Origin of the sequence: Salinicola halimionae (assembly GCF_003206065.1) — a bacterium.
Classification (GTDB): domain Bacteria; phylum Pseudomonadota; class Gammaproteobacteria; order Pseudomonadales; family Halomonadaceae; genus Salinicola; species Salinicola halimionae.
The window spans coordinates 22,956-48,063 of record NZ_PZJQ01000005.1; the positions used below are offsets into that span (position 1 = coordinate 22,956).

Here is a 25,108-nt window from a genome sequence, read left to right on the forward strand (position 1 = left end):
CGCGGGGCGATGTCCGGCTCTATCGGCAGTTGGCTGGCAGTTGACGATGGATGCCGATCGGGTCAGGCGGCCAACGGCTGCAGCGGCCCGAAACACTCGTAGCGTCGCTCATGAGCGGGGATGCCGCTCGCCTCCAGCAGTTGATCGATCTGCCGCATCATGGGGAGCGGCCCACAAAAATAGTAGGTGGCATTGCGTTTGCCGATCCAGGCTTCCATCTCGCCTGCGGTGATCTTTCCGCGTTTTACATCGGCGTTATTCTGCGTTTCATGCCCGGGTTCGTCGAGGCGGACATGAAGCGTGAAATTGGCGTATTCACAAGCAAGCGCGTCGAGTTCCGCGGCAAAAGGGCGGACGCCTGCATGTCTGGCGCACTGGATGAAGATGATCGGACGCGAGGCGGAGGCTTCGAGCGCAGCATGGGCCATGGAAATCAGCGGCGTGACGCCGACGCCTCCGGCGATGAACACCAGTAGTTGGGCTTCGGCCGTCGGTAGTTCGAGTCTGAAGTTACCACACGGCGGTGTCAGTTCGATCTGGCTGCCCATGCCAAGCGTGCCATGAATCCGATGTGAAACATCGCCGTCCGGATTGCCGTCGATACCGTCCTCGCGTTTGACACTGATGCGATAGGCGGCTTCGCCCGGCGCATTGGAGAGGCTGTAGTTGCGCATGGCCGTGTTGCCTTCGGCATCATGCAGACGCAAGGAGACATACTGTCCCGGCTGGTGTCTGGGCAACGGCTTACCGTCCACGGGGGCCAGATACCAGGACGTGACGTTCTCGCTCTCTGGTTGGCACCCGACGATGGTAAATGGTTTGAATCCCGTCCAGCCCTGGTGTTTGCGCTGCTGGTCGTAGATCACCTGCTCGCGAGCAATGAATACCTTGGCAAGCTCTTCATAGGCTGCCGCCCAGGCGTCGATGAGCTCGTCCGTAGCGGCATTCCCCAGCACTTCCTTGATCGATGCCAGCAGGTTCTCGCCGACGATCGGATAGTGTTCCGGCTGGATAGTCAGCGAGGCGTGCTTCTGGGCGATGACCTCGATGGCGTCGTTCAGCGCCGCGGGATCATCGAGATGCTGGGCATAAGCCAGGATCGCGCCGGCCAGTGCGCGCTGTTGGGTGCCGGAGTGCTGATGCGCGGGGTTGAAGTAGCGCTTGACCTCGGGGTTGTGCTCGAACATCCGCGCGTAGAAATGGCGAGTCAGTGTTTCGCCGTGTTGCTGTAGCACCGGAACAGTGTGTTTGACGAGTTCGATCTGGGCAGCAGTGATCATGGGCGGTCGGCTCCTTCAAAAGAGAATAGACATTTAATAGGTATTTTATATACCTATTTAAATAAGAGTATTATCTACCAAATTTTCAGTGTCAAGCGATCATGAAACTGACGACGCATACCGACTATTCGCTCAGACTGCTGATCTATCTTGCGATCAGACACGATGAGATGCCGGCAACGGTGCAGGCGGCGGCAAACCACTACGCTATTTCGAATCATCACCTGGCGAAGGTCGCCCAGACGCTGGTGCAGTTGGGGTATGTCGCGAGTCTGCGGGGGCGAGGCGGTGGGCTGCGACTGCAACGACCCGCGGAGGTGATCAACATCGGCGGACTCGTGCGCCAGACCGAGAACCTGGAGCTGCTCGAATGTTTCGGCCCGAACTCGACCTGCCCCATCGAGCCGGGCTGCCGGTTGAAAGGCGTGTTGTACAAAGCGCAGCACGCTTTCCTCGAGGTTCTCGACGGTTACGTCCTGGCCGACCTGATCGAAAACCGGGAAGAGTTGAGGTTGCTGCTGTTGAAATGAGCTCTCGCGTTCGACCTGAGTGTTTACATCTCGACACATATCTCTCGGCGATACTTAACTCATTTAAACTTCATAGGCGTTTTTGGGGCGTAAGGTGGTTGTACAGCGTCAGGAAGACGCAGTGCCAAGGAAGGTATCGCAGGAAGCGATATTCACAGGGATGCATGGCAGGAAGCCATGGCGTATATGCAAGGAAACGCAACGATCTAAACCCGGCCCTAGCGGTCGGGTTTTTTTCGTCGGGTTCGAAGGATAATGGATTCTGGTAAGCCGTGGCTAGTGGTGAGCGCTCCCGCTTGCCCGAAGCGGGGAACGACGGGTTTACCGACGGTGCAGGGAAAAGGGAGGTCGGCATGAACGACAGCGAGAGGCAGGATCGGGTTCGGACCCGTGTCGGGGCGACGCTGCTCGCGGCGACTCTATTGGGTATCGGCGTGATGGCGGCGCTCGACGAGATCATCTTTCACCAGGTGCTAGCCTGGCACCATTTCGTGGAGACCGACAATTCGGCCCTGGCGCTCGCCTCGGACGGGCTACTGCATACACTGGAACTGGTTCTGCTGGTCTTCGGTGCTGCCCTGATGCTGCGTCTGCACGAAACCGGGCGGCACGCAGCCGGCTATCGTGGGGCCGGTTTTTTGCTCGGGATGGGGGGCTTCCAGCTGTTCGATGGCATTGTCGACCACAAGATCCTGGGGCTTCATCAGGTGCGCTACGTCGACAATCTTCTGGCCTACGATCTCGGCTGGAACGCCGCCGGTCTGTTGCTGCTGATCATCGGCTACTGGCTGTTGCGTCGCGCCCGGCGTGGCGAGGCGATGAGTCAACGATGAACGGGTTCACGCTGATCTTCGGGCTGCTGGCGGGTCTCTATGGCTGGGGCTGGTGGCGTCTGGAGAGACGCGGGCGGCACTGGCCTCGCTGGCGACTCATCCTTTTCTGGGGGAGCGCGCTCGCGCTCGCCATCGTGCTGTCACCGCCGCTGATGCAGTGGGCGCATGGGGATTTTCGCGGCCATATGGTGATGCATCTCGTTGCCGGGATGATCGCCCCGCTAGGGCTGGTAATGGCGGCGCCGGTAACGCTGGCGTTGAGGAACGTGCCTGCCCGCTGGGGGAGGCGCTGGGTCGGATTCGTGTCGTCACTGCCCATTCGGATATTGAGTCATCCGATCACGGCCGCGGTATTGAATATCGGCGGCATGATGGCGCTCTACCTGACGGACCTGTACGCCGTCATGCTTCACTCGTTTGGGTTCGCCCTGTGGCTGCACTGGCATTTCATCATCGCGGGATGCCTGTTCAACTGGGCGATCGCAGGACCGGACCCGGCTCCGCAACGGCCGACCCTCGAATGGCGCTTCGGAGTGCTGGTGGTATCGATGGCGGTGCACGCGATGCTTTCCAAGTGGATGGTCCAGTTTCACTTTCCGGCCTCGGTTCCTCTCGAACAGGTGCGCCAGGGCGCCGAGCTCATGCTCTACGCTGGCGAGCTGCCGGAAGCCCTGCTGGTCTATCTGTTGGCACGCCAGTGGCTGCGCTTGCGCTATCGCGACGCGCTAACGGCGTCGGTCGCGTCCGACGCTCGGTGACTTTAGGCTCGAGAATCCAGCGAAACGCGAGCGAGAGATTCGCGAGGCAATGGACAAGCTCAATGCCAATCGAAGCAATACGCCACCGCCGCTGAAACTCGGCGGAGTTATTTTACCCGGGCTTCCAAACCAACGCCGTAGGCTCGCGGTTTTTGGCTTGACGGCTTTCCCATCGAGTTCTGCTGTCTGCTCGATCGCTCGGCTTGCCCAAGGCGTGAGTTCCTGTCGAAAACTTGTACAAAGATTTTTTTATGTAGGGCAAAAGTACGAGTAAATTCATACCGACCTCGATTTGAAAACTGCCTGCCGGCATGGATCATTTGTCATGGGAAAGGTGGTGGTTGATTATTTTAATATATTGATATAAAAGGATTTTCAAGATATTTTTCCGCTAAATTGGATAAGAGTGCCTCGTGACCAGGGCGAGAAATTGTACGTAGCGCGATCTAAATAAAGTTAAGTTTTTCTATACGCCTGCCGATAGAACGTCTCGCGGCATGGAGCGAATTCTCCCATCGGAGAACTTCCCGCTTGCCGAGACCAGTTCCACTCGCCCTGAGGCCAGAGCCAAGGGCAACTATCGGGGCTTTTGCCATGCTGCTATTGAATCGAAGCGTGAAACTCCGCCTGGCTGCGAGCCTGGGCATCTGTATTGCCATGCTGTTCATCGTCGGAGGCGTCGGGTTGTATTGTCTAAGCGACACCAAAGCCGCTCTTGAAAGGACCTATGAAGGGAATGTGCTGACTCTGAAGGATCTCAGCCAAATCGACCGAGCTCTGCTCAGCAACCGAGTCAAGATCACCGCGGAGCAACGGGATCGCAATCCGGAGTCCGCCCGCGCGACGCGACAGGAGATCGCGGATAACGACGCGTTGATCGATGCCGCGTGGAGCGACTACTACCCACAACGTCTGGGCGGCCCACAGGAGCGCGAGATGGCGGATGCCTTTATCCCGGCGTTGGCCAACTTGCGGGCTACCATTGCCGAGCTCAACACGGCGATGATCGGCAATGACTTCGACCAGGCTCGGACCATCGCAACGACCACGCTGCGCCAACAGTATCCGGCGGCACTCGGTGCTATCCAGCAACTGATCGAGCGCAACAGCGTGCAGGCGGCCGAGGCATTCGAGGGCGCTGTCAGCGAATACGAATGGAGTCGCAATGTCGTTGTCGGGATCATGTTCGGATCACTGGTCATCGGGGTATTGGTAGCGCTATGGCTGATCCGCGGCATCATGACGCCGCTGGGGAAGGCGCAGGCGTTCGCCAATGCCATGGCCGATGGGAACCTCAACAACACGATCAATATTACCTGCAAGGATGAGTTCGGCGTGATGTTGCGCTCGCTTCAGGCCATGGAAGTCCAGTTTTCCCGAGTCGTCATGAACGTGCGCGATAACGCCGAATCGGTCAGCACAGCGGCGGATGAGATCGCGCACGGAACCGATGATCTCAGTCGTCGAACCCAGGAACAGGCGGCCAGCCTCGAACAGACTGCAGCGTCGATGGACGAGATCACCTCGACCGTGCGCCAGAATGCGGAAAACGCCGCCGAAGCCGATAAGCTTGTGCATGATGTCAGCCTGCGGGCCAACGCCGGAGGAGAAGTGGCGGGGCAGGCAGTCAAGGCGATGGAAGGTATCAACGCTTCGAGTCGCAAGATTGCCGGTATCGTGGGGTTGATCGATCAGATTGCCTTCCAGACCAACTTGCTGGCGCTGAATGCCTCGGTGGAAGCGGCGCGCGCCGGTGAGCAAGGTCGCGGCTTCGCCGTGGTGGCCAGCGAGGTGCGTAATCTCGCCGGGCGCAGCGCCGATGCCGCCAAGGAGATCAAGAAGCTGGTGGAAGAGAGCATCGGTCAGGTGGATACCGGCACCGAACTGGTCAACCGAGCCGGTCAAGCACTGGAGGAGATCGTTGACGGGGTCGAGCGGGTGACCACGCTGGTCGGAGAAATCGCGGTGGCTAGCCGCGAGCAATCCCAAGGCATCGATCAGGTCAACACTGCAGTCTCTCAAATGGATGGCGTGACCCAGCAGAATGCGAGCCTGGTGGAAGAATCCAGCGCCGCCGGTCGTTCTCTGCAAAGCCAGGCCGCAGGTCTGTTGAAAGAAGTTTCGTTCTTCAAAGGCGCCGCTACTGCCACCGATGCCACCCGAATTGCCTCGGCCGTTTCAACGCCATCGGCGGCCACGGCCAACCCAGGTGCGAGTCGACCTGCATCGCTACAGCGGCCGGCCCTCAAGTCGTCTGCCCGAGAGGAAACGGTCGAGGAGTGGAGTTCGTTCTGAAGCCTTGGGAAGATGCCACTTCCAGGATCAGAGACGGAACCCCTCAGGGCATTGGCTGCAAGGTAGGGTCGGGATATCGCTAGCATCACGCCTCTGAAGATCAACCCGCGGCCGATACAGGGCGCGATGCCTGATCGGTTACGCTTTCGGCGAGATGGATAATCAGCACGTGAGGCTGGCCGTCCAGCGTCAGCCGCGCTTCGCTGGCTTCCAGCCGCTCGCCGTCGAGCGTCGCGCCGACAGGTTGATCATCCGAGGCCCGTTCTACCCGGATCAGGCAGGCGCTGCCCTCGAGATTGACGGTGGCCGAGAAGCCTGGCCAGGCGTCGGGTATGCACGGCGAGACAATCAGCTGGCGGCCCTCCCGACGAATCCCCAGGATCCCACCGACGCCAGCCTGATACATCCAGCCGGCGGATCCGGTATACCAGGTCCATCCGCCGCGGCCGACGTGAGGCGGTTCGGAGTAGACGTCGGCCGCGATCACGTACGGCTCGACGCGATAACGCGCGACCGCCTCCGGCGTCAGGGCATGGTTGATCGGGTTGAGTAGAGAGAAAAGCGCGTAGGCTTTATCCGCTTGGCCCAATTTGGTGAAGGCCAGAATCGACCACATCGCGGCGTGGGTGTATTGGCCGCCGTTTTCTCGCAGCCCCGGCGGATAACCTTTGATATAGCCGGGTTCCAGCGTGGTATGGTCAAAAGCCGGCGTGAACAGCAACGACAGCTTCTCTTCCGGATGGATCAAATATCGCTCCACCGAGGCCATGGCCTGCGCGGCGCGCTCTGGGGCGGCGCCTTCCGACAGCACCGCCCAGGACTGGGCAATGGCATCGATACGGCAGGCGTCGTTGTCGCGGGTACCCAGCCACTGTCCATCGTCGAAGGTCGCGCGGCGATACCACTCGCCATCCCACGCCTCGTTCTCCAATGCCAGACGCAGCGTCTCGGCGCGCGCTAGCCAGCGTTCGGCGTTTGCACGTTCTTCCGGTACTTGGCGCGCTTCGGCCAGTGGCGCGAATAGCATCAGCGTACGCAGTAGCAGCCACCCCAGCCACACGCTCTCGCCGCGACCTGCCTCGCCGATACGGTTGAAACCATCATTCCAGTCACCAGTACCGATCAGCGGCAGGCCGTGTTCGCCAACATTTTCGAGCGCCTGGTCCAGAGCGCGGGCGCAATGCTCGAACAGTGAAGCCGTCTCGTCGGCCATCATCGGCTGGGCGAAATCATCATGACTCTCGGGGGCAAGCGGAGGGCCTTCCAGGAAACCGACGCGTTCATTCAAAACGTCGATGTCGTCCGTCGCCTTGATATAGGTGGCGGTGGCGAAGACGAGCCACACCCGGTCGTCGGAGATTCGGGTACGAACGCCCTGGCCGGAGTGGGGTAGCCACCAGTGCTGCACATCGCCTTCGACGAACTGGCGACCCGCGGCGCGCAGCAGGTGATGCCGCGCCAGTGCTGGCATGGCGAAGGTGAGCGCCATGCCATCCTGCAACTGATCGCGAAAGCCGTAAGCGCCACTGGCCTGATAGAACGCCGACCGCGCCACGATTCGGCAGGCCAGTGTCTGATACAGTAGCCAGCCGTTGAGCATCAGGTCCATGGCCGGATCCGGCGTGTTGACCTGAAGCGTGCCATGCAGTGTCTGCCAGTAGGCTTCGACCTCGCTCAGCTTGGCATCGAGATCGGTACGCCGATAGCGTTCGATCAGTTCGCGAGCTCCCTCTTCGTTGTTGGCCTGGCCCATGAACGAAACGACCTCGATTGACTCGCCGGGGGCAAGCGTCAGCGTGCACTGCTGCACGGTGCACGGATCGTAGCCTGCTCCTTGGCTGGCGGTCAGCGGGCGCATGTCGGTCAACGCCTCGGGAGCAGCCAGCGAGCCCCGGCCGAGAAACTCGCGCCGATCGGCGGTCCAGTTGCTCTGACGACCGTCCAGGTCAACGAATCCTACCCGCCCCGGAAATGCCTGATTCCAGGGGTTGCGCATCAATAAGGCCCCGGTGGCCGCGTCGTGCTGAGATACCAGGTAAGGCGCGGTCTTGGCCCGAGAAGTGCCCATCACCCAGGCAGTGTAGGCGGTCACCACCAGTCGGCGAGACGTCGCGGTGCGATTTTCCAGCGTCAGTCGCGAGATCTTGATGGAATCGTTCAATGGGACGTACTGCAACAGCACCATGGACAGCTGCGGTGTGTCGTGTTCGAAGCGGGTATAGCCAAAACCGTGTCGCGTCACGTGGCGGGCCTGATGGCCCGGGCGGGTACGACAGGGGCGAGCGGTGACGGTGGTCAGAGCACCGCTGTCGGCATCCTGCACGTAGAGCACTTCCCCGGGCAGATCGCTGACCGGGTCATTGGACCACGGCGTCAACTGATTCTCGCGGCTGTTGTCCGCCCAGGTGTAGCCGCCGCCCTCTGCCGAGACCTGAAATCCGAAGCCCGCGTTGGCAATCACGTTGATCCAGGGCTGAGGCGTGGTGTCGCCATTGTCGAGCACGCAGACATATTCGCGGCCGTCATGATCGAAACCTCCAGTGCCATTGAAGAACGTCAGATCCCCCAGCGGGCGCCGGCTGGAGGGCGCCACGACCGGCCGACGAGAAAACGCCAGGGCGTCGGCCCCGCCATCGATCATGACGGGCTCGTGTTCGATAGGGTCGCGATCGACAGGGGTGTGATCGATAGCGTCGCGACCGATAGCCTCGGGCTTGGGGGAATTCGACTTGTCGGACACCCCACCGTGGCGACGGGGAGAGGGCAGTGCCAGCAGGACGTCGAGTTGAGCAGGTAGCGCGCCCTTACGTGCCGTCAACACCACGCGAGCCACGGCCAGTAGCAGTTCGTGGCTGGCGAGACTCAACTGGTTGGCACGCAAGGTATAGACCGAGCCCAGCGCGAGGTTGCCATCGACATGCGCAGGGGGGCGATTGGAGCGAACGGCCGTCTCGATCGCATCCTGCAAGCCCTGAAGGTAGGAGTGAGCACGGTCATTGATGATGACCAGATCGACGCCGAGGCCCTTGGCGCGCCAATATTCATGGGCGCGCAGCATCGTCTTCAGCCAGGCGATCTCCTCAAGATCCCCGAGACGCAGCAGGACGATCGGCAGGTCTCCGGAAATACCCATCGGCCAGAGATTGGACTGTATCGACAGCCCGCGTTTCAGCGCATCCGATGACGGCCGGAATCGGGCGTCACTGTATAGGATCGGCGCTGCCAGGCGCTGAAAATCGGCGGCTTCCTCGAGATCGATGTCGAGATGGCGTAACTGGACCTGAGCCTGGGTCCAGGCGAGGGTTCGAGCACGTTCGAAGGCACTGGTGTCGTGATGCTTGTCGATCAAAGCCAGCAACGTCTCGCGGCTCTCGGCAACCACGGTCCAGAAGTCGATATGGGAGACGTGCCCGGGGGCAATCTGCAGGACGTAACGCAGCGAGAAAATGGGATCCAGCACCACGCCAGTCGTGTTCGACAGCGGTTGGCCGCCAAGCGCGATGGCGTTGCCTAGCTGACGACCCCGGCCCAGGAAGCGTGCGCGATCCGTTTCATATTGCGGCTCACCGACACATTCTCCTTTCACCAGCGCGAAGTGTGCAGCCCAGATGGGGAGTTCCTGGGTATCCCGCCGACGCCGAGTCGCCGTCAAGGCGGTGTAGTCGGCGACGAAGCCTGTCTCGACGAACAGCTTGGCGAAGGCCGGATGGGCATCGTCGGTGGCCGTCTGGGTGAGCACGACTTCGGCATAGGAGGTGACCTCGACCGTCACCGCCTGGCGGCCGCCGTTGGTCACCGAGAGACGGCGAACCTCGCCGTCGTCCTCGCCAGAGACCAGCACCTCGAGCACGGTGGTGAGATCGCCGTCGCGGCGTGTGAACCGAGCGTGATCCTCGGCGAAGACCACTTCCCGGGAATCGGCCGGCTTGCCGTTCGGATACGCGCCAGCGGACCAGCAGGCGTTGCTATGGCGATCGCGAAGGAGGATGAAACTGCCCCACTCGTCGCGGGTGGCGTCTTCGCGCCAGCGCGTTATCGCCTGGCGTTGCCAGCGGCTGAAACCGGCGCCGGCCGTGGTCAGCATCACGTTGTAGCGGCTATTGGACAGCAGATGCGTGACCGGCGGTGACGTGGGTTCCCCCTCGATCCGCCGCACCGCTGCGGCCGCCGCGACGGCACTCGATGGCGCGGCATGATCGGCATCGTTGGGGGAGGGCAGTGTCGCGACTTCTCGCGGCAGGCGCTCCTGCAGCAGTAGCTCGCTGGCCTGGATCATCGGCTCACTGTGGAAGTGGCCGCGCAGTCGCCCCTCCAGCAGGCTATTGGCGATGGCCACGATGGTCATGCCCTGATGGTGAGCCATGACGTTGCGCACAATGACGAAGGTCTGATCGACGGGCAGCCGCGTGGGGGTGAAGTCGATCGCCTCGAAGAACCCGAAATGACCTTCGGCCTCCATCGATCTCAGGCGGGCAAAGTTTTCCAGCGCCGCCCGGGGCGCGACCATGGTGGCCAGCGCCGTGGCATAGGGCGCGATGACGAGGTTGTCGCCGAGTCCGCGCTTGAGACCCAGTTCCGGGACTCCGAAGTTGGAATACTGATAGGTGAAATTGATATCCCGGGCATTGTAGGCGGATTCTGAAATGCCCCAGGGAACATCGAGACGCTTGGCGTAAAGACGCTGACTGGCTACGACCAGCCGGTTGGTCTGCTCGAGCAGGCTGCCGAAAGGGGCACGCATGACCAGGGAGGGCATCAGGTATTCGAACATCGATCCCGACCAGGAGATCAGCGCAACACCGTCTTTCAATGGCGTCACCGCCCGGCCGAGCCGGAACCAGTGGCGAGTGGGCAGATCACCCTTGGCGATCGCCAGCAGACTCGCCAGGCGAGCCTCGGAGGCGAGCAGGTCGTAACAGCCTTCGTCGACCTGGTCCTCCCGAGGGGAGTAACCGATCGACATCAGCTTGCGTTCCGGCACCAGCAGAAAGTGGAAGTCCATCTCCAGGGCCAGTCGACGGGCCTCGTCCGACAGATGATGCAACCGTTGCTCCAGGGTTGTCCGGGTCACAGTGTCGCTCCCGTTCGATACGTCTTCGTCACTGTCGTTGCCGACGCCGGAAAGCGGCGCGGTGTTCTCGGCGTCATGGCGATGCTCGTCGAGGCAGTGCTGCAGGATAAGCATCCAGCGCTGTGGGGAAACCTCCCCGGTAGCGGAATCGACCGCTGGCGTGGCATTCGATTGCGGTTCCAGCAGGCGCTGACAGGTGTCGATCGCTTGACGCAGGACGTCACAGTATTCGATGCCGTAAGACGTCGTTTCGAGCTGGGTCGTGAGAGCATCGAGCTCGTCCAGCAGCGCCGTTCGGGTCTTGGTATCCAGCAACTCGGTGGCGGCGATATCTTCACGACACAGCAGCAGCGTATCGTTCAGGCCCTCGCGGGGGTCGAGCACGTGGGGATGGGCGATCCAGGCTTCGCAGGCTTTGGCCAGCGTGATCAGGTGACCGGCCAGATTGCCGCTGTCCACCGTGGACACGTAGAGAGGCTCGAGCGGAGCGAGATTCCGGGTATCGTACCAGTTGTAGAAATGGCCCTTGCAGCGCTCCATTTCCAGCAGCGTGACCAGTGTGGCTTCCAGTCGCTCCACCGCGCGATGGGTGCCGATCCAGGCGAAATCCCGTGCGGCGATGCAGGCCAGCAGATAGAGGCCGATGTTGGTCGGCGAGGTGCGCTGGGCGATGACCGGTTTGGGGTCGAGCTGGAAGTTGTCCGGTGGCAACGCGTGAGAGGCCGGGGTCACGAAGGTATCGAAGAACTGCCAGGTGCGGCGCGCGATACGGCGCAGGGCCTGTGCTTCCGGCGGTGCCAGACGTAGATTGTCGGTGGTGTCGGTCGGCGCACGACTGGTCCAGAGCGCGATCAACGGCGCCACCAGCCACAGTACCAACAGCGGTAGCGCAATCGGCCACGCCGGTGGTTCGATGACCGCCAGAATCAGCGCCAGCGCCAGGCTCAGCAAGGTGCCGCCGGCCATCTCACGACCGAAGCCAGCCACACCCAGACGCTCGTTGCCAGCCAGCTGCGAGGCTGTCGTCCACTCCAGCAGATGGCGGTGAGAAACGTAGACGCGAAAGAGCGTGCGCACGATGGCGTCCACCATCTGCCAGGCCTGATCCGCCAGCAGCGTGAGGCTCAGTAGACAACGTCCCATTTCGGTACGCAGATCCCGGCCAAGCGTTCTCCAGTGGTGACGCCAGTTGCCGTCACGGCGGTGCGGCTTCAGGGCAAAAACGACCGGAATCAACGCGGGAATGATCAGGCACGCCAGCGTCAGGGCCATGGCCGTCAACGCCGCTGGCGTCGGGAGCCACGCGCAGAGCATGAGCGAGCCGAACAGGGTCGGTGCCAACAGCGAACGGCGCAGATTGTCGGCAATCTTCCAGCAGCCGACGGCCGTCAGCGCCTGACGATCGGCGCGTCGTCCCCAGAACCAGGGCAACAGCTGCCAGTCCCCGCGTGTCCAGCGGTGCTGGCGTCTGGCGGCGACATCGTAGCGTTCCGGGTACGCCTCGACGACTTCGACATCGGAAGCCAGTCCGGCGCGCGCGAAGATGCCCTCCAGCAGGTCATGGCTGAGCAGGCTATTCTCGGGGATTCGACCGATCAGCGAGCGCTCGTAGGTGTCCACCGCGTAGATGCCCTTGCCCGCAAAGGAACCTTCACCGAACAGGTCCTGGTAGAGATCCGATACCGCGGCCGTGTAGACATCCATGCCGCCGGGGGCGGAAAACAGGCGCTGATAGCGTGAGCCCTGACGGCCGATGGGGAGCGAGGGCGTCACGCGGGGCTGGAGGATGGCATGTCCTCGGATGACCCGATCATTGGCACCGAACACGGGCTGGTTGAGCGGATGGGCCATCTTTCCTACCAGTCTGGCGATCGTGTCACGCGGCAGGCGGGTATCGCTGTCCAGCGTCACGACATAGCGCACGCCGGGCGGCACCCATGGCGTACCCCCATCGACGGTCACATAGGATGTATCGTCGGAACCACGCAGCAAACGATTGAGCTCGGTCAACTTGCCGCGTTTGCGTTCCCAGCCCATCCAGCAACCCTCGCTGGAGTTGTAGATTCGATGGCGGTAGAGCAGCAGAAAGCGCGGACCGTCAGCGCCAGGGCCATGACGTTGATTGAGCCGTGCCATGGCATCGTTGGCGATGGCGAGCAGAATGTCATCACTGGCGAGCTCGGCGGTATCGGCGTCGCGGCCGTCCAACAGCAGGGCAAAAGTCAGGGCGCCAGCGTTGCCGGAAAGGTAGTGCACTTCCAGGCGCTCGATCAGCTCGCGCAAGGCGACCGCTTCGGTCAGCATGGCCGGTATCGCCACCAATGTTTTCAGCGATGAGGGGACGCCATCTTCGAGCGCCATCCCGGGCAACGCCTCGCCGCCGACACCTTCTCCCAATGCGCGGTTCGCCAAGGCCGTCGCAACCTCGTAGGCGGGTAGAAAAATCAGCAGCAGCCAAGGCAATTGCCAGACGAACGGCAGCGCGGCCGCGGTCAGCGCCCAGATGGCCAGTCCCATCAGCACCAAGGTGATCAGGCTCGTTGCGCAGGCATAACCGGCCAGGCCCAGCGTCAATACGATGCGACGAACCCGCAGGTCCATTGGCGGGCGGAAGCCGAGCGCTCGTTCCAGCTCGCGGCGTCCGTCGGCAATCAAGTAATAACCCGGATCGGAACGCCGCTCTATCTCGGCAGAGGAACAATCCGCCGGGGGCTCTGCCTGAGCGGCGGTCAGCGCTTGCTCGGTCACGAACAACTCGCCTCGGCGGGACCCGCGGGCCAGTTGTTCGATGGCGTTGCGGTAGCGATCGCGGGTGGCAAAATCCATCTCCGCGAAGCGGCTCTTGGCACGCAGCTGCTGATCGACCAGACTGACTTGCTCGACTTGAGTCGCCCAGTCGAAATCGGCGATATGACGCAGGCTGGTGATAGCGTTGCGCACGCTGACGTTGGAGGCGCCCTGACGTTGATGGGCGTTGTGGACCACTGCCGTGATCGACATCTCCTGGCGGGCGAGCTCCTTTTCGAGCCACGCAAGTGCCGGAACCTTGCCGGGATCCTGATCCCGCAGGCGCTTGGCCAACTGCGCGTAGAAATGCGCGACAAACGGGTCGGCAACATCGAGGTTGGCGTAAGGGATCAGAGGACTGCTGTCGGCACCGGGGCGCAGCAGGCGCTCGCACAGGGTATCGGCTTCTTCGCGAGCGTCACGTGCATGCACGATCTGATCGGTAAGCCGTCGCAGATTCTCCACCAGCACGAGTCGCAAGCTGATCGCAATCGCCCACAGCTCGCCAATGGTCAACGGTTCGACACGCTGATAGGCATTGATGAAGCGGCTCAATGTGATCGGATCGAAGTGGCTGTCGGTATGGGCGACATAGGCCCAGGTCAGCCCGAAGACCCGCGGATAGCCGGCAAAAGGGCCATCGGCGAGCTTCGGCAACTGGCGGTAGTAGCCCGGAGGCAAATCTTCATCGATGTCGCTGACATGCTTTTCGACATGGTGATAGTGATCGAGCAGCCACTCCGCTGCGGGTACGATGCTGCGGCGATGGGCGACGTCGTTGGCCATGCTGCGATAGGCGATGCCCAGTGCCACCGTGTCGTCGTGCAGTCGTTGATGCAGAGGTAAGACATCGGGCGGGTCGTCGGTGATCGGCTGCGCCAGCGCGAGGCTCTGTGCATGTTGCTCGAGCCGTTCGGGCCCGAACATCTCTTCGCGAACCGGTGCCTTGGCGTTCCATGGGGGCGGTGGATTGGCGCTGGCGTCGCGCCGCCACCAGACGTTCAATTGACACCCCCCTGTGAACGACGATAACGGATGATCGGTGACCTGACGCGTCGATGCATTGGTGATCTCCTGCCGCCGAGCGAGTGAAATCAATTCTCGCGCCGAGGCGGTAACTCCATGCCATGGTCAAAAACGAATCACGCCCGCTGGCGATAGGCGGTGCCACTCGAAAGTTCGTCGAGTGTCGAGGTGAAGAGAGCCATGAACGACCGTCACGGCATTCTACGAGGTGGGGAATCGCGGGATGTGTTGGCCGACCCGTGATGTTCGGTACGCGTCTGGCGAGGCCCGAGCAGATCGTTGGCTTGAGTATGAGCGCAGGGCAGCGAATTAGCGAATGCCTGATAGGTACGGAGGCGGGAAATCGTAGTGAGTAGCGCGTGCCCGGGTTAGCGGGATACCCGACGGCGCCCGATAGAGAGCGAAACGGCAGAATTCAGGAGGTGTGAAGCGCCAGCGCTAACGAATTGCAGGCAAAAAAGCGCCTCGTCGGGCCTTTGCCGAGCCTTGCCAAAGATAGACTAGCTGCAGTTTCGTTTCCTGCGGAACATACTTGGCCCCGATACCGTCGGGGCTTTTTTTTGAAAGCTTGTCAGTAAAGAGTTTGTCGGCCTCAGTGCGACACCGACATTCGCTCAGGAGCGGAGCCACGCGTACAGCAATTTGTAGAATACGGTTTCGTCGAGCTCGGTGTACTTAGACAGGTCGCGTTTCTGGCCGAATTGCAGATCGGTAAAGTAATACTTGCCCTCGGACTCGATGATCTCCTTGATGTCATCCTCGTCGGAAGAGGCATACATCAGGATCCGATTACCGTGGAGGTATTGCTCCTCCGGCTCGACGTGAAGCTTGCAGCTACCGAAGGTAATCGTCAGAACCTGGAGCGTGATTTCGAACGTTTCATCATACTTTTCGAGCGTATGGTTGGCTTCGGCATGATGAATCTCGATGTCATCGATATCGAGAGCGTTGACCCATTCCTCGATATGGCTCTGTAGAGCACGCAAATTTGCCTCACCCGCCTTCAAGGCCTGTTTGAAATTTGCCAGACGCTCCTGACAAAGGAGCACTTCATCCTTGATGTGCTCTTTCAATTGCGCGATCTCAATCATATGTAGCCTCTTAGCTCCTGATATCCCCCGCGCTAACCCAGCCGGTTCAAATGACAGAATAGTCGTTCACTACGAAAAGACCGCCTGGTATCAGGCGGTCTTCGAACTATTTCTGTTTGATCAGGCGGCAGCAGGATGAACGTGGGGCGAGAATGGGTGTATCGCACTCAAGGCCCTCTCTAGATCCAGTGTCTTGCACTTGAAGGCACTGCAGTTGGCACAGCTGACATTGGCTCCCTCTTGTGCATTCATCGGCAGGTGAAATTGCTGGTGACCACAAACCGAGCAGGTAAGGTCCAGCGTCACTTTGATCACGCGGTCACCCTCAAATTAGAGTGATGATTATTGAGCGGACGGTTCTCGCGCGCCATCTGTAGCGTCAGGCTGCGGCACTGATTTAGGATCTGCACCGAATAACTGGGTGCTTGAGAATCTGCCCAGTGACCGATGGTATCGAGAAACTCTCCGCATTCGGTACAGCTGATTTCATCCCACTCAGAGTGGGCTTCCAATGAGATGAATTGAGCATTACCACAACGTGTGCATGAAATTGAATCTTTCATTGTCAGCCCTCCTTGGCTGCAGACCGGCCTTGTGGCCGATCGAAATGTTGGCAATCCTTGCCGTGCCCCGCTGAGCATCCCTGCCCGCTTTCCGGCATCCTTGCCGGTTCCGACTGGCCTGACGATCCTTGTCGGCCCTACGAGACTTTTCGAATCCTACAACTGCATGCTGGCACAGCATTCAGTGCTGTACAAGGCTTGTACGGCATGGAGTTTTTCGTCCAGTTATCCCATGTTAAATCGTGTGTAGTAAGTGGCTGAATCGGTTGGGACGGGATGAAAGAAGTTTTTCCAGGATTCTCTGAAATATCATCCTCTACGCTTACTTGAGGTCGGTTATCCGCCACGCCTTGCATTCTCCAGTCAACGGTTTTACTCGCAGACCGCTATGCTGTGGGGCACGACACTTCAATTCGGAATTTCCATGAATTCTCTGAGCCAGCACAAGGCGTTCATCTTACTGCTGACGCTAGTCTCCATCGCGTTTGTATGGCTGCTACTGCCATTCTACGGGGCCGTACTCTGGGCCGTGATCCTGGCCATTCTGTTCCAGCCCATGCAGCGCCGGCTGGAATACCGGCTCAAGGGGCGGCGCAATTGGGCTGCGCTCATCAGTGTGATGGCGTGCGTGTTCATCGTCATTCTCCCGATATCGCTGATTTTCGGTGCCATGGTGCGTGAAGGTGCCAGCGTCTATCAGCGCGTGGGAAGCGGTGATATCGATTTCAATCAATACGTTCAGCAGTTTCAGAGTTCGCTGCCGGCTTCGGTCCAGGACTGGTTGGGCGATGCCGGTTTCGGCAGTTTGTCCGATATCAGCAACCGCCTGGCTTCCGCGCTCGAGCAGGGGAGCCAGTTGATTGCCACGCACATGCTGAGCATCGGGCAGAACACTCTCCAGTTTCTGATCAGCACCGGTATCATGCTCTATCTGCTGTTTTTCCTGTTCCGGGACGGGCGCTCACTCGGCCAGCAGATTCGCATCACCATTCCCCTGAGCGACGAGTACACCTACAAGCTAATCGACAAGTTCACGGCGGTAGTTCGCGCCACCGTCAAAGGCAACGTGATCATCGCCATCGTGCAGGGGGTGATCGGCGGTGTCGCCTTCTGGGCGCTGGGGATCGAAGCGGCGCTGCTATGGGGTGTGATGATGGCTTTCCTGTCGCTATTGCCGGCGATCGGTTCTGCTATCGTCTGGGTCCCGGTAGCAGCGTATCTGCTGATCACCGGGGCCTACGTCAAGGGTGCGATATTGATCTTTGTCGGGGTCGTGGTCATCGGGCTCGTCGATAATTTCCTGCGCCCGCCGCTGGTCGGCAAGGAAACCAAACTGCCTGATTACGTGGTGCTGATCTCGACGGTCGGCGGAATGACACTGATGGGCATCAATGGCTTCGTGCTCGGCCCGCTGATTGCGGCGTTGTTCATCGTTGCCTGGTCGCTGTATCGCCAGGAGCAGGAGGCCGAAGCCGAGAATCTGGAACAGACCACGGGAACGGCCGAGATACCCGGGCAGCGGCAAAATCGCTAGCTCAGGCAGATAGACTCTCAGGTTAATTATTATGATGCTAATCAATTGCCCGGCTGTTATTCACCAGGATACCGATGCCAGACTCACTTTCCCCTGCGCGTGGCGCGATTGGCCGGATCGGTGCCCTCTTGCTTGTCGTTTTCACGATGACGGGGTGCGCCAACTACGCCGGTCTCGAACCGCAGCAGACGTTGACCCCCATTAGTCAACTAAGCGTCACCGAGGTCATCGGGCGTTCGCTGGTGTCGCCAGCGGCCTGGCCTGATATCGATTGGTGGAAGCGGCTGGGCGATCCCGAATTGGACCGCCTGGTAGGGGAGGCGCTGAGCGATTCGCCGGATATTGCCATCGCCCAGGCGCGGCTGCATTCGGCCAACGCCGCCATCGCCTCGGCCAGAGCCGGGGCGCTACCCAGCGTCGACGCCTCCGCCGAGGTGTCGCGGTCGCGAATCTCGAAGGTGGAGGATCCGCGTGGGCAGGGCAATTTCTACTCTACTTCGCGGTCGCTGCTGGTCTCGTTCGACTACGACCTCGATCTCTGGGGCGGCAGCCGCGCCGCCTGGGAGGCCGCGCTGGGCGAAGCGCGTGCCCAGCAGATCGAATATCGCGCGGCAGGGCTGACGCTATCGGTCAACGTGGCGCGGGCTTACGTCAGCCTGGCCAACGCCTACGCAATGCGTGACGTGGCGCAGCGCCAGCTGGATCGCGCGCAGCGCATCAACGATATCAACGACGAGCTGCTGCAGGCCGGCATCCGTAACCAGTCCCAGAGCCTGCAGTCGCAGGTGACTGGTGCCAGTGCCCGCCAATCGCTGGAGTCGGCGCAGCAGACGATCCGCAGCGAGCGAATCTCTCTGGCCATTCTGCTCGGCAAGGGGCCGGACCGCGGCGAGTCGATTCCTCGGCCCACGGCGCTTTCGCCCGCCATCGCCGCTCTGCCCAGCGTAATCCCCGCCGAACTGATCGGTCATCGGCCGGATGTCGTCGCCGCGCGCTGGCGGGTCGAGGCCGCCTCCCAGAGCATCAAGGCAGCCAAGGCGCAGTTCTACCCCAACATCAATCTCTCGGCGATGGCGGGGTTCCGTTCGGTTCTGGGTGACTACTTCTTCAGCGAGGCGGCGAAATCCGGCAGCGTCTCTCCGGCGATCTCGTTGCCGATCTTCGAAGGCGGCCGACTCCGCGCCAACCTGGATAGCACCGATGCCGATTACGATCTGGCCGTGGCGCAATACAACCGAACCATCGTCTCGTCATTGGGCGAAGTGGCGGACGACATCACCACGCTGGAGTCTCTGGAGCGACAACGCGAAAGCCAACAGGAGGCGCTTGAAAACGCGCGCTCGGCCTATGGCCTGGCCGAGGAGCGCTACCGCGCCGGGCTGGTCGATTATCTGGACGTGCTGAGCAGCGAGCAGCAACTGTTATCGGCCGAACAGAGCCTGACCCAGCTCGACTCGCAGCGGCTCGACCGCTCGGTGCAGCTCGTCCAGGCGCTGGGCGGCGGCCTTGCGCTGGATGCCAGCGTTCCGCACGACAGGGGTGGGTTCGTCTTCGCCCCGGATCCCAACGCGACCTCTGCGAAATGACCTGGATCGTCGCTTAGACATCGTCGCCAACCGCCTGTTTTACGACGATTTGCGGCTATCGTTGCAGTTGTCCGTGCAGGCGTTGATGATTATCATAGGTGTCGCCTGGCCGGTATAGCTCAGCTGGCAGAGCAACGCATTCGTAATGCGTAGGTCGGTGGTTCGAGTCCACTTACCGGCACCAGACTTTTCCCGCCTCATCAATCAGTTAAGAATTTCTCCCATGCCGCTCTTAGCGGTTTTTTCGTTTAAATGTCAACAAGGTGTCAACTCGCGAATCGGGGTGCCATCTGTAACGTTGTGTCGCCTTTGGCGCTTCGGTGCCAACCAAGGTGCGTGTAGGCGGCGACGCTTGCGGGATCGAGAAAGACGGCCAGGCGAAGGCACCATGAACCAAGGTGCACACGGTAGGCGAAAACATCGGGGAAAAAAACGGCCCAATAAGCGTCATCGGGAGGATGGCTGACTTAAGGGCCGGAAAAGATCGCTTTCTAAGGAAGGCGACCATGAACGCGATGGAGGCCGTGTTGATTAGAAAAAGCAAATATAGCCTAGTACAGCGATTGTCGCTACTGAGAGTCACGACGGCAAACGAATTTGTACCTTTGTCATAAAAATTTACAAAGGCAGTCGAGGACTTCGACCAAAGGCGAATTTAAACTTGGATTTCTCTACATGAAAGCGAATAAAAAGTAAGCGCAAGATGCAATTAACAATAAAAACCCGCGTTCGGTGTACAGCTCATTGAGCCGAACGCCGACGCGGGTCGGGGTTGCGTCGTACAGGGTACGTAGGACGCTTATCGTTATATAGCGCTGTTCATGGTCGCTATATTGGTGTGCCGACTGATGAGATACCTCGTTCGATCTTTGATCAAGCAGAGGGAACTGTCCCATCTTATCCGATGCACGAGCCGATACTACTCCCTGAAGTCGAGAGCTGACAATATCGCTTAAGGGGCAGGGGCAAAAAGAAACCCGGTTATGAGAAACGTTCAACGGGAGCGTTTGCCATACCGGGTTGAAGCGGCCGCAGGGAAGCAACCAGAACTGGAAATTTGGGCGAGCGCCGAAGATACGCTGTCTGTAACCAAGTGTATCGGAAAAATTACGGAAATATTAAGGCTTGGGGTCAATCTTTTTCCAGAAAATTTTAAGCGATTGCCGATTCATGATCATTCCTCATCGGCGAGGCATTCACATTGAAGGAAAGCGGCGTTGATCATCAGGTGATGACCGACCTTCCGAGAAGGCAGATAGCCATGGCGAAGCTGGTCTTCGATACTCGGGCGGGTTCGCCTTGGCTGGCGTTCGCTATAACCGCCAATATCGCCTGTCGTCGTTTTGACCGGTGCAGCATCGCCAGGATGACGTTCTCTGCTTCCGGGGCTATCGTTCAAGAGCCGTTGGCCATCGCACGAAAGCCGCGAAGGTCATTACCGAGCTTTTGCCTGGCAGAAATCGATGGAGCAGTCCTGGGAGGGAATCCGCATGCCATTGGGTCTAGAAGTGATGAAGGAAACATCCGACACGTTCCATGCCAAGGAATGGTTGCGTCGCTATCAACGTGTTCGAGCTGCCACTGAAGCGATCTGTGCGCCGCTGCATAAGGAAGACTATCTAGTACAGAGTATGCCTGACGTCAGCCCGCCCAAGTGGCATCTCGCCCATGTCAGCTGGTTCTTCGAAGCCTTTATCCTGAAACCTTTTCACCCCACTTATCAGACCCTAGATCCCTCATACGACTACCTGTTTAACTCTTATTACGAGACGCATGGCGTGCCGTTTCCGCGCTCCGACCGCGGAATGATTTCACGGCCTACCGTCGATGACGTCTATCGCTACCGGGCTCACATCGACCAGGCCATGCAGGAACTCCTCGAGGAACCCCCGCAAGCCCATGCCGAGGAAATCCTCCGGCGTGTCGAATTGGGTCTACCCCACGAGCAGCAGCACCAGGAGCTGTTGTTCATGGATATCAAGCATATTCTGGCTCAGAACCCGCTCGGCCCCGTCTACCGAGACGACCTGGTGGCTGCGCCAGCACACGAGACCGGCGAGCTCCGTTGGCATGGCTTTCCCGCCGGGGTTCGGCTGATGGGTCATGACAAAGCCGATAAGGGTTTTGCCTACGACAACGAGATGGGGCGACACCGTCAGTTCGTGGAAGCCTTTCAGATCGCCGATCGCCCGGTGACCAATGGCGAGTTTCTCGCGTTCATGCAGGCGGGAGGATACGACAAGCCCGATTACTGGCTGGCGGACGGCTGGGCCACGGTCAAGGCAGAGGCGTGGAAGTCACCGCTCTATTGGGTCGAACGAGATGGCGTCTGGCATCACTTTACGCTGGGCGGGCTGGTGCCGGTCGACTTGAATGCGCCAGTCTGTCACGTCAGCTTCTATGAAGCCGACGCCTATGCCCAGTGGGTCGGGGCCCGGCTGCCGACCGAAGCCGAGTGGGAAACGGTAGCTGGTAACGTACCCATGCAAGGCAATTTCTTCGAGCGGGACCATCTGCAGCCGGTTGCCGCTGCAGCGACCAAGGACGTGCCGGGACAGATGTTCGGTGATGTCTGGGAATGGACCGGCAGCGCCTATCGGCCTTATCCAGGGTTCAAGAAGTTGCCGGGGAGCTTGGGCGAGTACAACGGCAAGTTCATGTCCGGGCAGATGGTTCTTCGTGGTGGCTGTTGCGCAACGCCGGAAGACCATATCCGTCCCACTTATCGAAACTTCTTTCCCCCGCACGCCCGTTGGGCTTTTTCCGGTTTCCGCCTGGCCAGGCACATCCCAACGTCAGAATAGGGGGCGTAGACGCAGAACGTCTTGCTGGCGATGTCGTGAGCCTCTCGGCTCCGCGCTCTAAATCCATAGCCAAGCGATATTTTATCGATGCGTTGCGGGGTGGCACTATGGCGCTCCTTTTTTCACCGGCTCCCGCAACACGATGGTCAAACGATATCTCGGCAAGATGAAAGGTTCGCCCCCGACGCGACCGGCACCGGATTGGCGCGATGCCATCTGGTCATGGCTGGGGGCGTTTCTGGGAATGGCGGGCGTGGGTTGGCTGAGCGCGCAGTCGCTTCAAACGCATTCGCTGCTGATGGTCGGCTCATTCGGCGCGACGTCGGTGCTGCTATATGCCGCGCCGGAAAGCCCACTGGCGCAGCCGCGCAATGTGCTGTTCGGCAATCTGCTCTCGGCGCTGTGCGGCGTGCTGGTATGGAAGCTGATCGGCGATAGCTGGATTGCGGCGGCGGTGGCGGTGTCGACTTCCATCCTGCTCATGCAGATGACCCATACGCTTCATCCTCCGGGCGGCGCGACGGCGCTGATCGCGGTAATCGGTTCCGCTGAACTCCATACGCTGGGCTGGTCCTATGCGTTCTTTCCGGTCGCGACCGGCTGTCTGCTGATGCTGCTGATCGCCGTGTTGGTCAACAACCTGGCAAGGCATCGCCGCTATCCGCTGCATTGGTGGTAGGGCGCGACTCACCCTTCTCACATTTCAGGTACCACACCTTTCAGGCGGCAGCGGGCCGTGGCTCTCCTTACACTCGGGTTTTTCGTGTTGATTCCGGCCTGTAATGGCGGGTCTACACCGGCGGATCAACAGGATCAACAGGATCAACAGGGTGGGAGTGCCATGAGAACCCTCGGATACAGCCTGATCGTAGGTTGGGTATTGAGTTGGGTCGCGGTTGAGGGAATCGCCTGGGCTACGGAGATGGATGCTGACCATTCCGTCGGCTGCAGCAACTTTCGCTGCGATTTCGGTGATGTGCCGAAGGCCTATCCACCGTTGATCGCCGAACCCTTCGTGTCTTTCTATCGCGATTCTGTGGTCAAGCCGATGAGGCCTTACCGAGACTGGCGGCCTACTGCCCGGCAATTGCCGAATGCCGGCGTCGCTAAACGACACGTTTCTGAAAATGCGGAAATGACATCCCGCGAGAAGTGAGCGTCATCATCGAAGGATTGGTCGACACGTTTTTTATGGCGGTGTCTTTACTACGACGTCTTCAGCGTACTGCGCTTTAGCTCGCCGCCGTTCACGCGGCGTTGGCGCGCGCCTGTCTCGACTGCTCCTCAACGGAGCGAGGCCTTCTATCTCTCACCCCCCCATTCCATGTCTTTCTGGCACGAGACAGCGCGATCATCTCGGTCTCCAGATCGGCGGAGTAGCACTTGAAAGCGGTGCAGTTCGCACAACGAATCTGCTGTCGTTCATTGGCCCGTACCGGTAGATGAAATTGGTCGTGGTCGCAGATCGAGCAGATGAGATCCAGCGTGACGCGAATCATGAGGTATCTCCAGGCGAGGAAAGGGTTGGCGTGTCGAATACCGTGCGTGACCGGGATGTAGTGTGATGGGGCCGTATGACGCTGTGATGAATGGGCGGTCGTCGAGCTGATGTTTTGATCCGAACCGGTGCCACGGTCATTTGGGATGACTTGATATACGTTATCGAGACTGCGAACGGTGAGTGTCACCGTGAGGCCACTAGACGAGAGCCATCGGCTCCGATCGTCGGAGGATTGCAATTCCCGTACTCTTTTCTAGGATGAGTATCCCACTGAAAAACAGCTGAGGATTTATTGACCCTTTCCTAATCAAGTTTAGTGCTTCGCACTATTTGGTGTGCCACACCTAGGACTGGATCTGAAACCTGATCACAAACTTGGAGGTGATTGGATGTCAGTACAGACCGCATCCCCCCAAACCCGAAATTCCACGTGGACGAAGCAGGATCGCTACCCGACTCGTTTGCGCCAGCCGCAGGACGCGCTCTGGCAACAACGGCAGGAGGACGTCGTCAAGGGGCGCCATCTCGATGGCCCGCTGAACGACGAGCAACTGAATCGTTATGAACGCGATGGATTTCTTTTCGAACCCAATTTTCTGGGGCAGTCGGAACTCGACGAGCTGTGTGCCGAATTGGCCGTCATGCTCGATCGGGACGACTTTCGTGATCGCGATTTCTCGATCACCGAACCGCGAAGTCACCAGATTCGTTCGCTGTTCGCTATCCATCATCTGTCGCAGCGCTTCGCCGAGTTGGCGAACGATGCGCGTATGGTAGGCCGTGCCCGCCAGATCGTCGGTGGCGATGTCTACGTGCATCAGTCCCGGATCAACTACAAACCCGGCTTTCACGGCAAGGGTTTCAACTGGCACTCGGATTTCGAGACTTGGCACGCCGAAGACGGCATGCCCGAAATGCATGCCGTCAGCGCCTCTATCGTGTTGACGGACAACCACCATTTCAACGGCCCGCTGATGCTGATCCCGGGTTCGCACAAGGTGTTCGTGCACTGCCTCGGTGAAACGCCGGATGACAATCACAAGCAGTCGTTGAAACAGCAGGAGCTCGGTGTTCCGAGCAACGACGCGCTGCGTGAGTTGATCGAGCAGCGCGGCATCGAAGCGCCGACCGGCGCCGCCGGCGGATTGTTGATGTTCGACTGCAATACGTTGCATGGTTCCAACGCCAACATGTCGCCGGATCCGCGCAGTAACGCCTTTTTCGTCTATAACCGTCGGGACAACGCCTGCGTGCAGCCGTTTGGCGCCAAGAAGGAACGTCCCTCGTTCCTGGCGCATCAGCCGGATGAAGTTTGGACGCCGCAGCAGGAAACGCACTAAGGCGCCAGTGAGCGTGCCGCTCGGATGTCGAGGCGTTCTCGAGTGGTAACGATCCCCGGCACGGTCGATCTGATGCCATAAGCCGCCGTTGAAGGTAGACTCGAAGAGT

General features: G+C 60.0%; 14 protein-coding genes and 1 tRNA gene. 11 read left to right on the forward strand and 4 right to left on the reverse strand.

The genetic code is table 11. The features are described 5' to 3' along the window. Positions 1–62: 62 nt before the first annotated feature. On the reverse strand, positions 63–1,280 hold the full coding sequence (gene hmpA / locus DOM27_RS13040) for an NO-inducible flavohemoprotein (protein WP_110656503.1): 1,218 nt from the start codon (positions 1,278–1,280) through the stop codon (positions 63–65). 101 nt (positions 1,281–1,381) lie between these two features. Between hmpA and DOM27_RS13045 the strand changes: the two genes are divergently transcribed. The 4 genes from DOM27_RS13045 (at position 1,382) to DOM27_RS13060 (ending at position 5,696) form a co-directional block, all read left to right on the forward strand. Then, positions 1,382–1,810 carry an Rrf2 family transcriptional regulator gene (locus DOM27_RS13045; protein ID WP_110656504.1) on the forward strand — a complete coding sequence of 143 codons (429 nt, stop codon included), beginning with the start codon at positions 1,382–1,384 and terminating at the stop codon, positions 1,808–1,810. Between the two features lie 353 nt (positions 1,811–2,163). Beyond that, positions 2,164–2,643, forward strand: coding sequence for a DUF2243 domain-containing protein (locus tag DOM27_RS13050; protein ID WP_110656505.1), 480 nt, complete (start codon positions 2,164–2,166; stop codon positions 2,641–2,643). Continuing rightward, entirely contained in the window at positions 2,640–3,401 is a 762-nt protein-coding gene (locus tag DOM27_RS13055) for a cytochrome c oxidase assembly protein (protein WP_110656506.1), read from the forward strand. Before DOM27_RS13050 ends, DOM27_RS13055 begins: the two co-directional genes overlap by 4 nt. Before the next feature lie 594 nt (positions 3,402–3,995). Then, positions 3,996–5,696, forward strand: coding sequence for a methyl-accepting chemotaxis protein (locus tag DOM27_RS13060; RefSeq protein ID WP_110656507.1), 1,701 nt, complete (start codon positions 3,996–3,998; stop codon positions 5,694–5,696). A gap of 100 nt (positions 5,697–5,796) precedes the next feature. Here DOM27_RS13060 and DOM27_RS13065 read toward each other — a convergent pair whose 3' ends face one another. From DOM27_RS13065 to DOM27_RS17910, 3 genes are all read right to left on the reverse strand, one after another. Further along, positions 5,797–14,652 (reverse strand): GH36-type glycosyl hydrolase domain-containing protein, encoded by an 8,856-nt coding sequence (locus DOM27_RS13065; protein ID WP_245392721.1) that lies wholly within the window; start codon positions 14,650–14,652, stop codon positions 5,797–5,799. Positions 14,653–15,194: 542 nt separating this feature from the next. Beyond that, positions 15,195–15,671 carry a hypothetical protein gene (locus DOM27_RS13070; RefSeq protein WP_110656508.1) on the reverse strand — a complete coding sequence of 159 codons (477 nt, stop codon included), beginning with the start codon at positions 15,669–15,671 and terminating at the stop codon, positions 15,195–15,197. A 311-nt stretch (positions 15,672–15,982) separates the two neighbouring features. Continuing rightward, entirely contained in the window at positions 15,983–16,234 is a 252-nt protein-coding gene (locus tag DOM27_RS17910; RefSeq protein ID WP_157956769.1) for a hypothetical protein, read from the reverse strand. Between the two features lie 424 nt (positions 16,235–16,658). On the opposite strand from DOM27_RS17910, the gene DOM27_RS13075 reads away from it, so the two are divergent. From DOM27_RS13075 to thpD, 7 genes are all read left to right on the forward strand, one after another. After that, a complete protein-coding gene (locus tag DOM27_RS13075) occupies positions 16,659–17,768 on the forward strand; it encodes an AI-2E family transporter (protein WP_110656509.1) in 1,110 nt (369 codons plus the stop codon). Positions 17,769–17,842: 74 nt separating this feature from the next. Further along, positions 17,843–19,354 carry an efflux transporter outer membrane subunit gene (locus tag DOM27_RS13080; protein ID WP_110656510.1) on the forward strand — a complete coding sequence of 504 codons (1,512 nt, stop codon included), beginning with the start codon at positions 17,843–17,845 and terminating at the stop codon, positions 19,352–19,354. A 108-nt stretch (positions 19,355–19,462) separates the two neighbouring features. Continuing rightward, a tRNA-Thr gene (locus DOM27_RS13085) sits at positions 19,463–19,538 on the forward strand. Positions 19,539–20,844: 1,306 nt separating this feature from the next. Continuing rightward, on the forward strand, positions 20,845–22,158 hold the full coding sequence (gene egtB, locus DOM27_RS13090) for an ergothioneine biosynthesis protein EgtB (protein ID WP_188113727.1): 1,314 nt from the start codon (positions 20,845–20,847) through the stop codon (positions 22,156–22,158). A 166-nt stretch (positions 22,159–22,324) separates the two neighbouring features. After that, on the forward strand, positions 22,325–22,837 hold the full coding sequence (locus DOM27_RS13095) for an HPP family protein (protein ID WP_245392722.1): 513 nt from the start codon (positions 22,325–22,327) through the stop codon (positions 22,835–22,837). An 84-nt stretch (positions 22,838–22,921) separates the two neighbouring features. After that, positions 22,922–23,314 carry a hypothetical protein gene (locus DOM27_RS17915; RefSeq protein ID WP_157956770.1) on the forward strand — a complete coding sequence of 131 codons (393 nt, stop codon included), beginning with the start codon at positions 22,922–22,924 and terminating at the stop codon, positions 23,312–23,314. 734 nt (positions 23,315–24,048) lie between these two features. Further along, the gene (thpD, locus tag DOM27_RS13110; protein WP_110656514.1) at positions 24,049–24,999 is read left to right on the forward strand and encodes an ectoine hydroxylase; all 951 of its coding nucleotides are present in this window, start codon (positions 24,049–24,051) and stop codon (positions 24,997–24,999) included. Positions 25,000–25,108 lie beyond the last annotated feature (109 nt).

Excerpts from the sequence above, each read along its gene's own strand:
- hmpA (WP_110656503.1), bottom strand. The coding sequence starts at position 1,280 with ATGATCACTGCTGCCCAGATCGAACTCGTCAAACACACTGTTCCGGTG.
- DOM27_RS13045 (WP_110656504.1), top strand. The coding sequence starts at position 1,382 with ATGAAACTGACGACGCATACCGACTATTCGCTCAGACTGCTGATCTAT.
- DOM27_RS13050 (WP_110656505.1), top strand. The coding sequence starts at position 2,164 with ATGAACGACAGCGAGAGGCAGGATCGGGTTCGGACCCGTGTCGGGGCG.
- DOM27_RS13055 (WP_110656506.1), top strand. The coding sequence starts at position 2,640 with ATGAACGGGTTCACGCTGATCTTCGGGCTGCTGGCGGGTCTCTATGGC.
- DOM27_RS13060 (WP_110656507.1), top strand. The coding sequence starts at position 3,996 with ATGCTGCTATTGAATCGAAGCGTGAAACTCCGCCTGGCTGCGAGCCTG.
- DOM27_RS13070 (WP_110656508.1), bottom strand. The coding sequence starts at position 15,671 with ATGATTGAGATCGCGCAATTGAAAGAGCACATCAAGGATGAAGTGCTC.
- DOM27_RS17910 (WP_157956769.1), bottom strand. The coding sequence starts at position 16,234 with ATGAAAGATTCAATTTCATGCACACGTTGTGGTAATGCTCAATTCATC.
- DOM27_RS13075 (WP_110656509.1), top strand. The coding sequence starts at position 16,659 with ATGAATTCTCTGAGCCAGCACAAGGCGTTCATCTTACTGCTGACGCTA.
- DOM27_RS13080 (WP_110656510.1), top strand. The coding sequence starts at position 17,843 with ATGCCAGACTCACTTTCCCCTGCGCGTGGCGCGATTGGCCGGATCGGT.
- egtB (WP_188113727.1), top strand. The coding sequence starts at position 20,845 with ATGCCATTGGGTCTAGAAGTGATGAAGGAAACATCCGACACGTTCCAT.
- DOM27_RS13095 (WP_245392722.1), top strand. The coding sequence starts at position 22,325 with ATGAAAGGTTCGCCCCCGACGCGACCGGCACCGGATTGGCGCGATGCC.
- thpD (WP_110656514.1), top strand. The coding sequence starts at position 24,049 with ATGTCAGTACAGACCGCATCCCCCCAAACCCGAAATTCCACGTGGACG.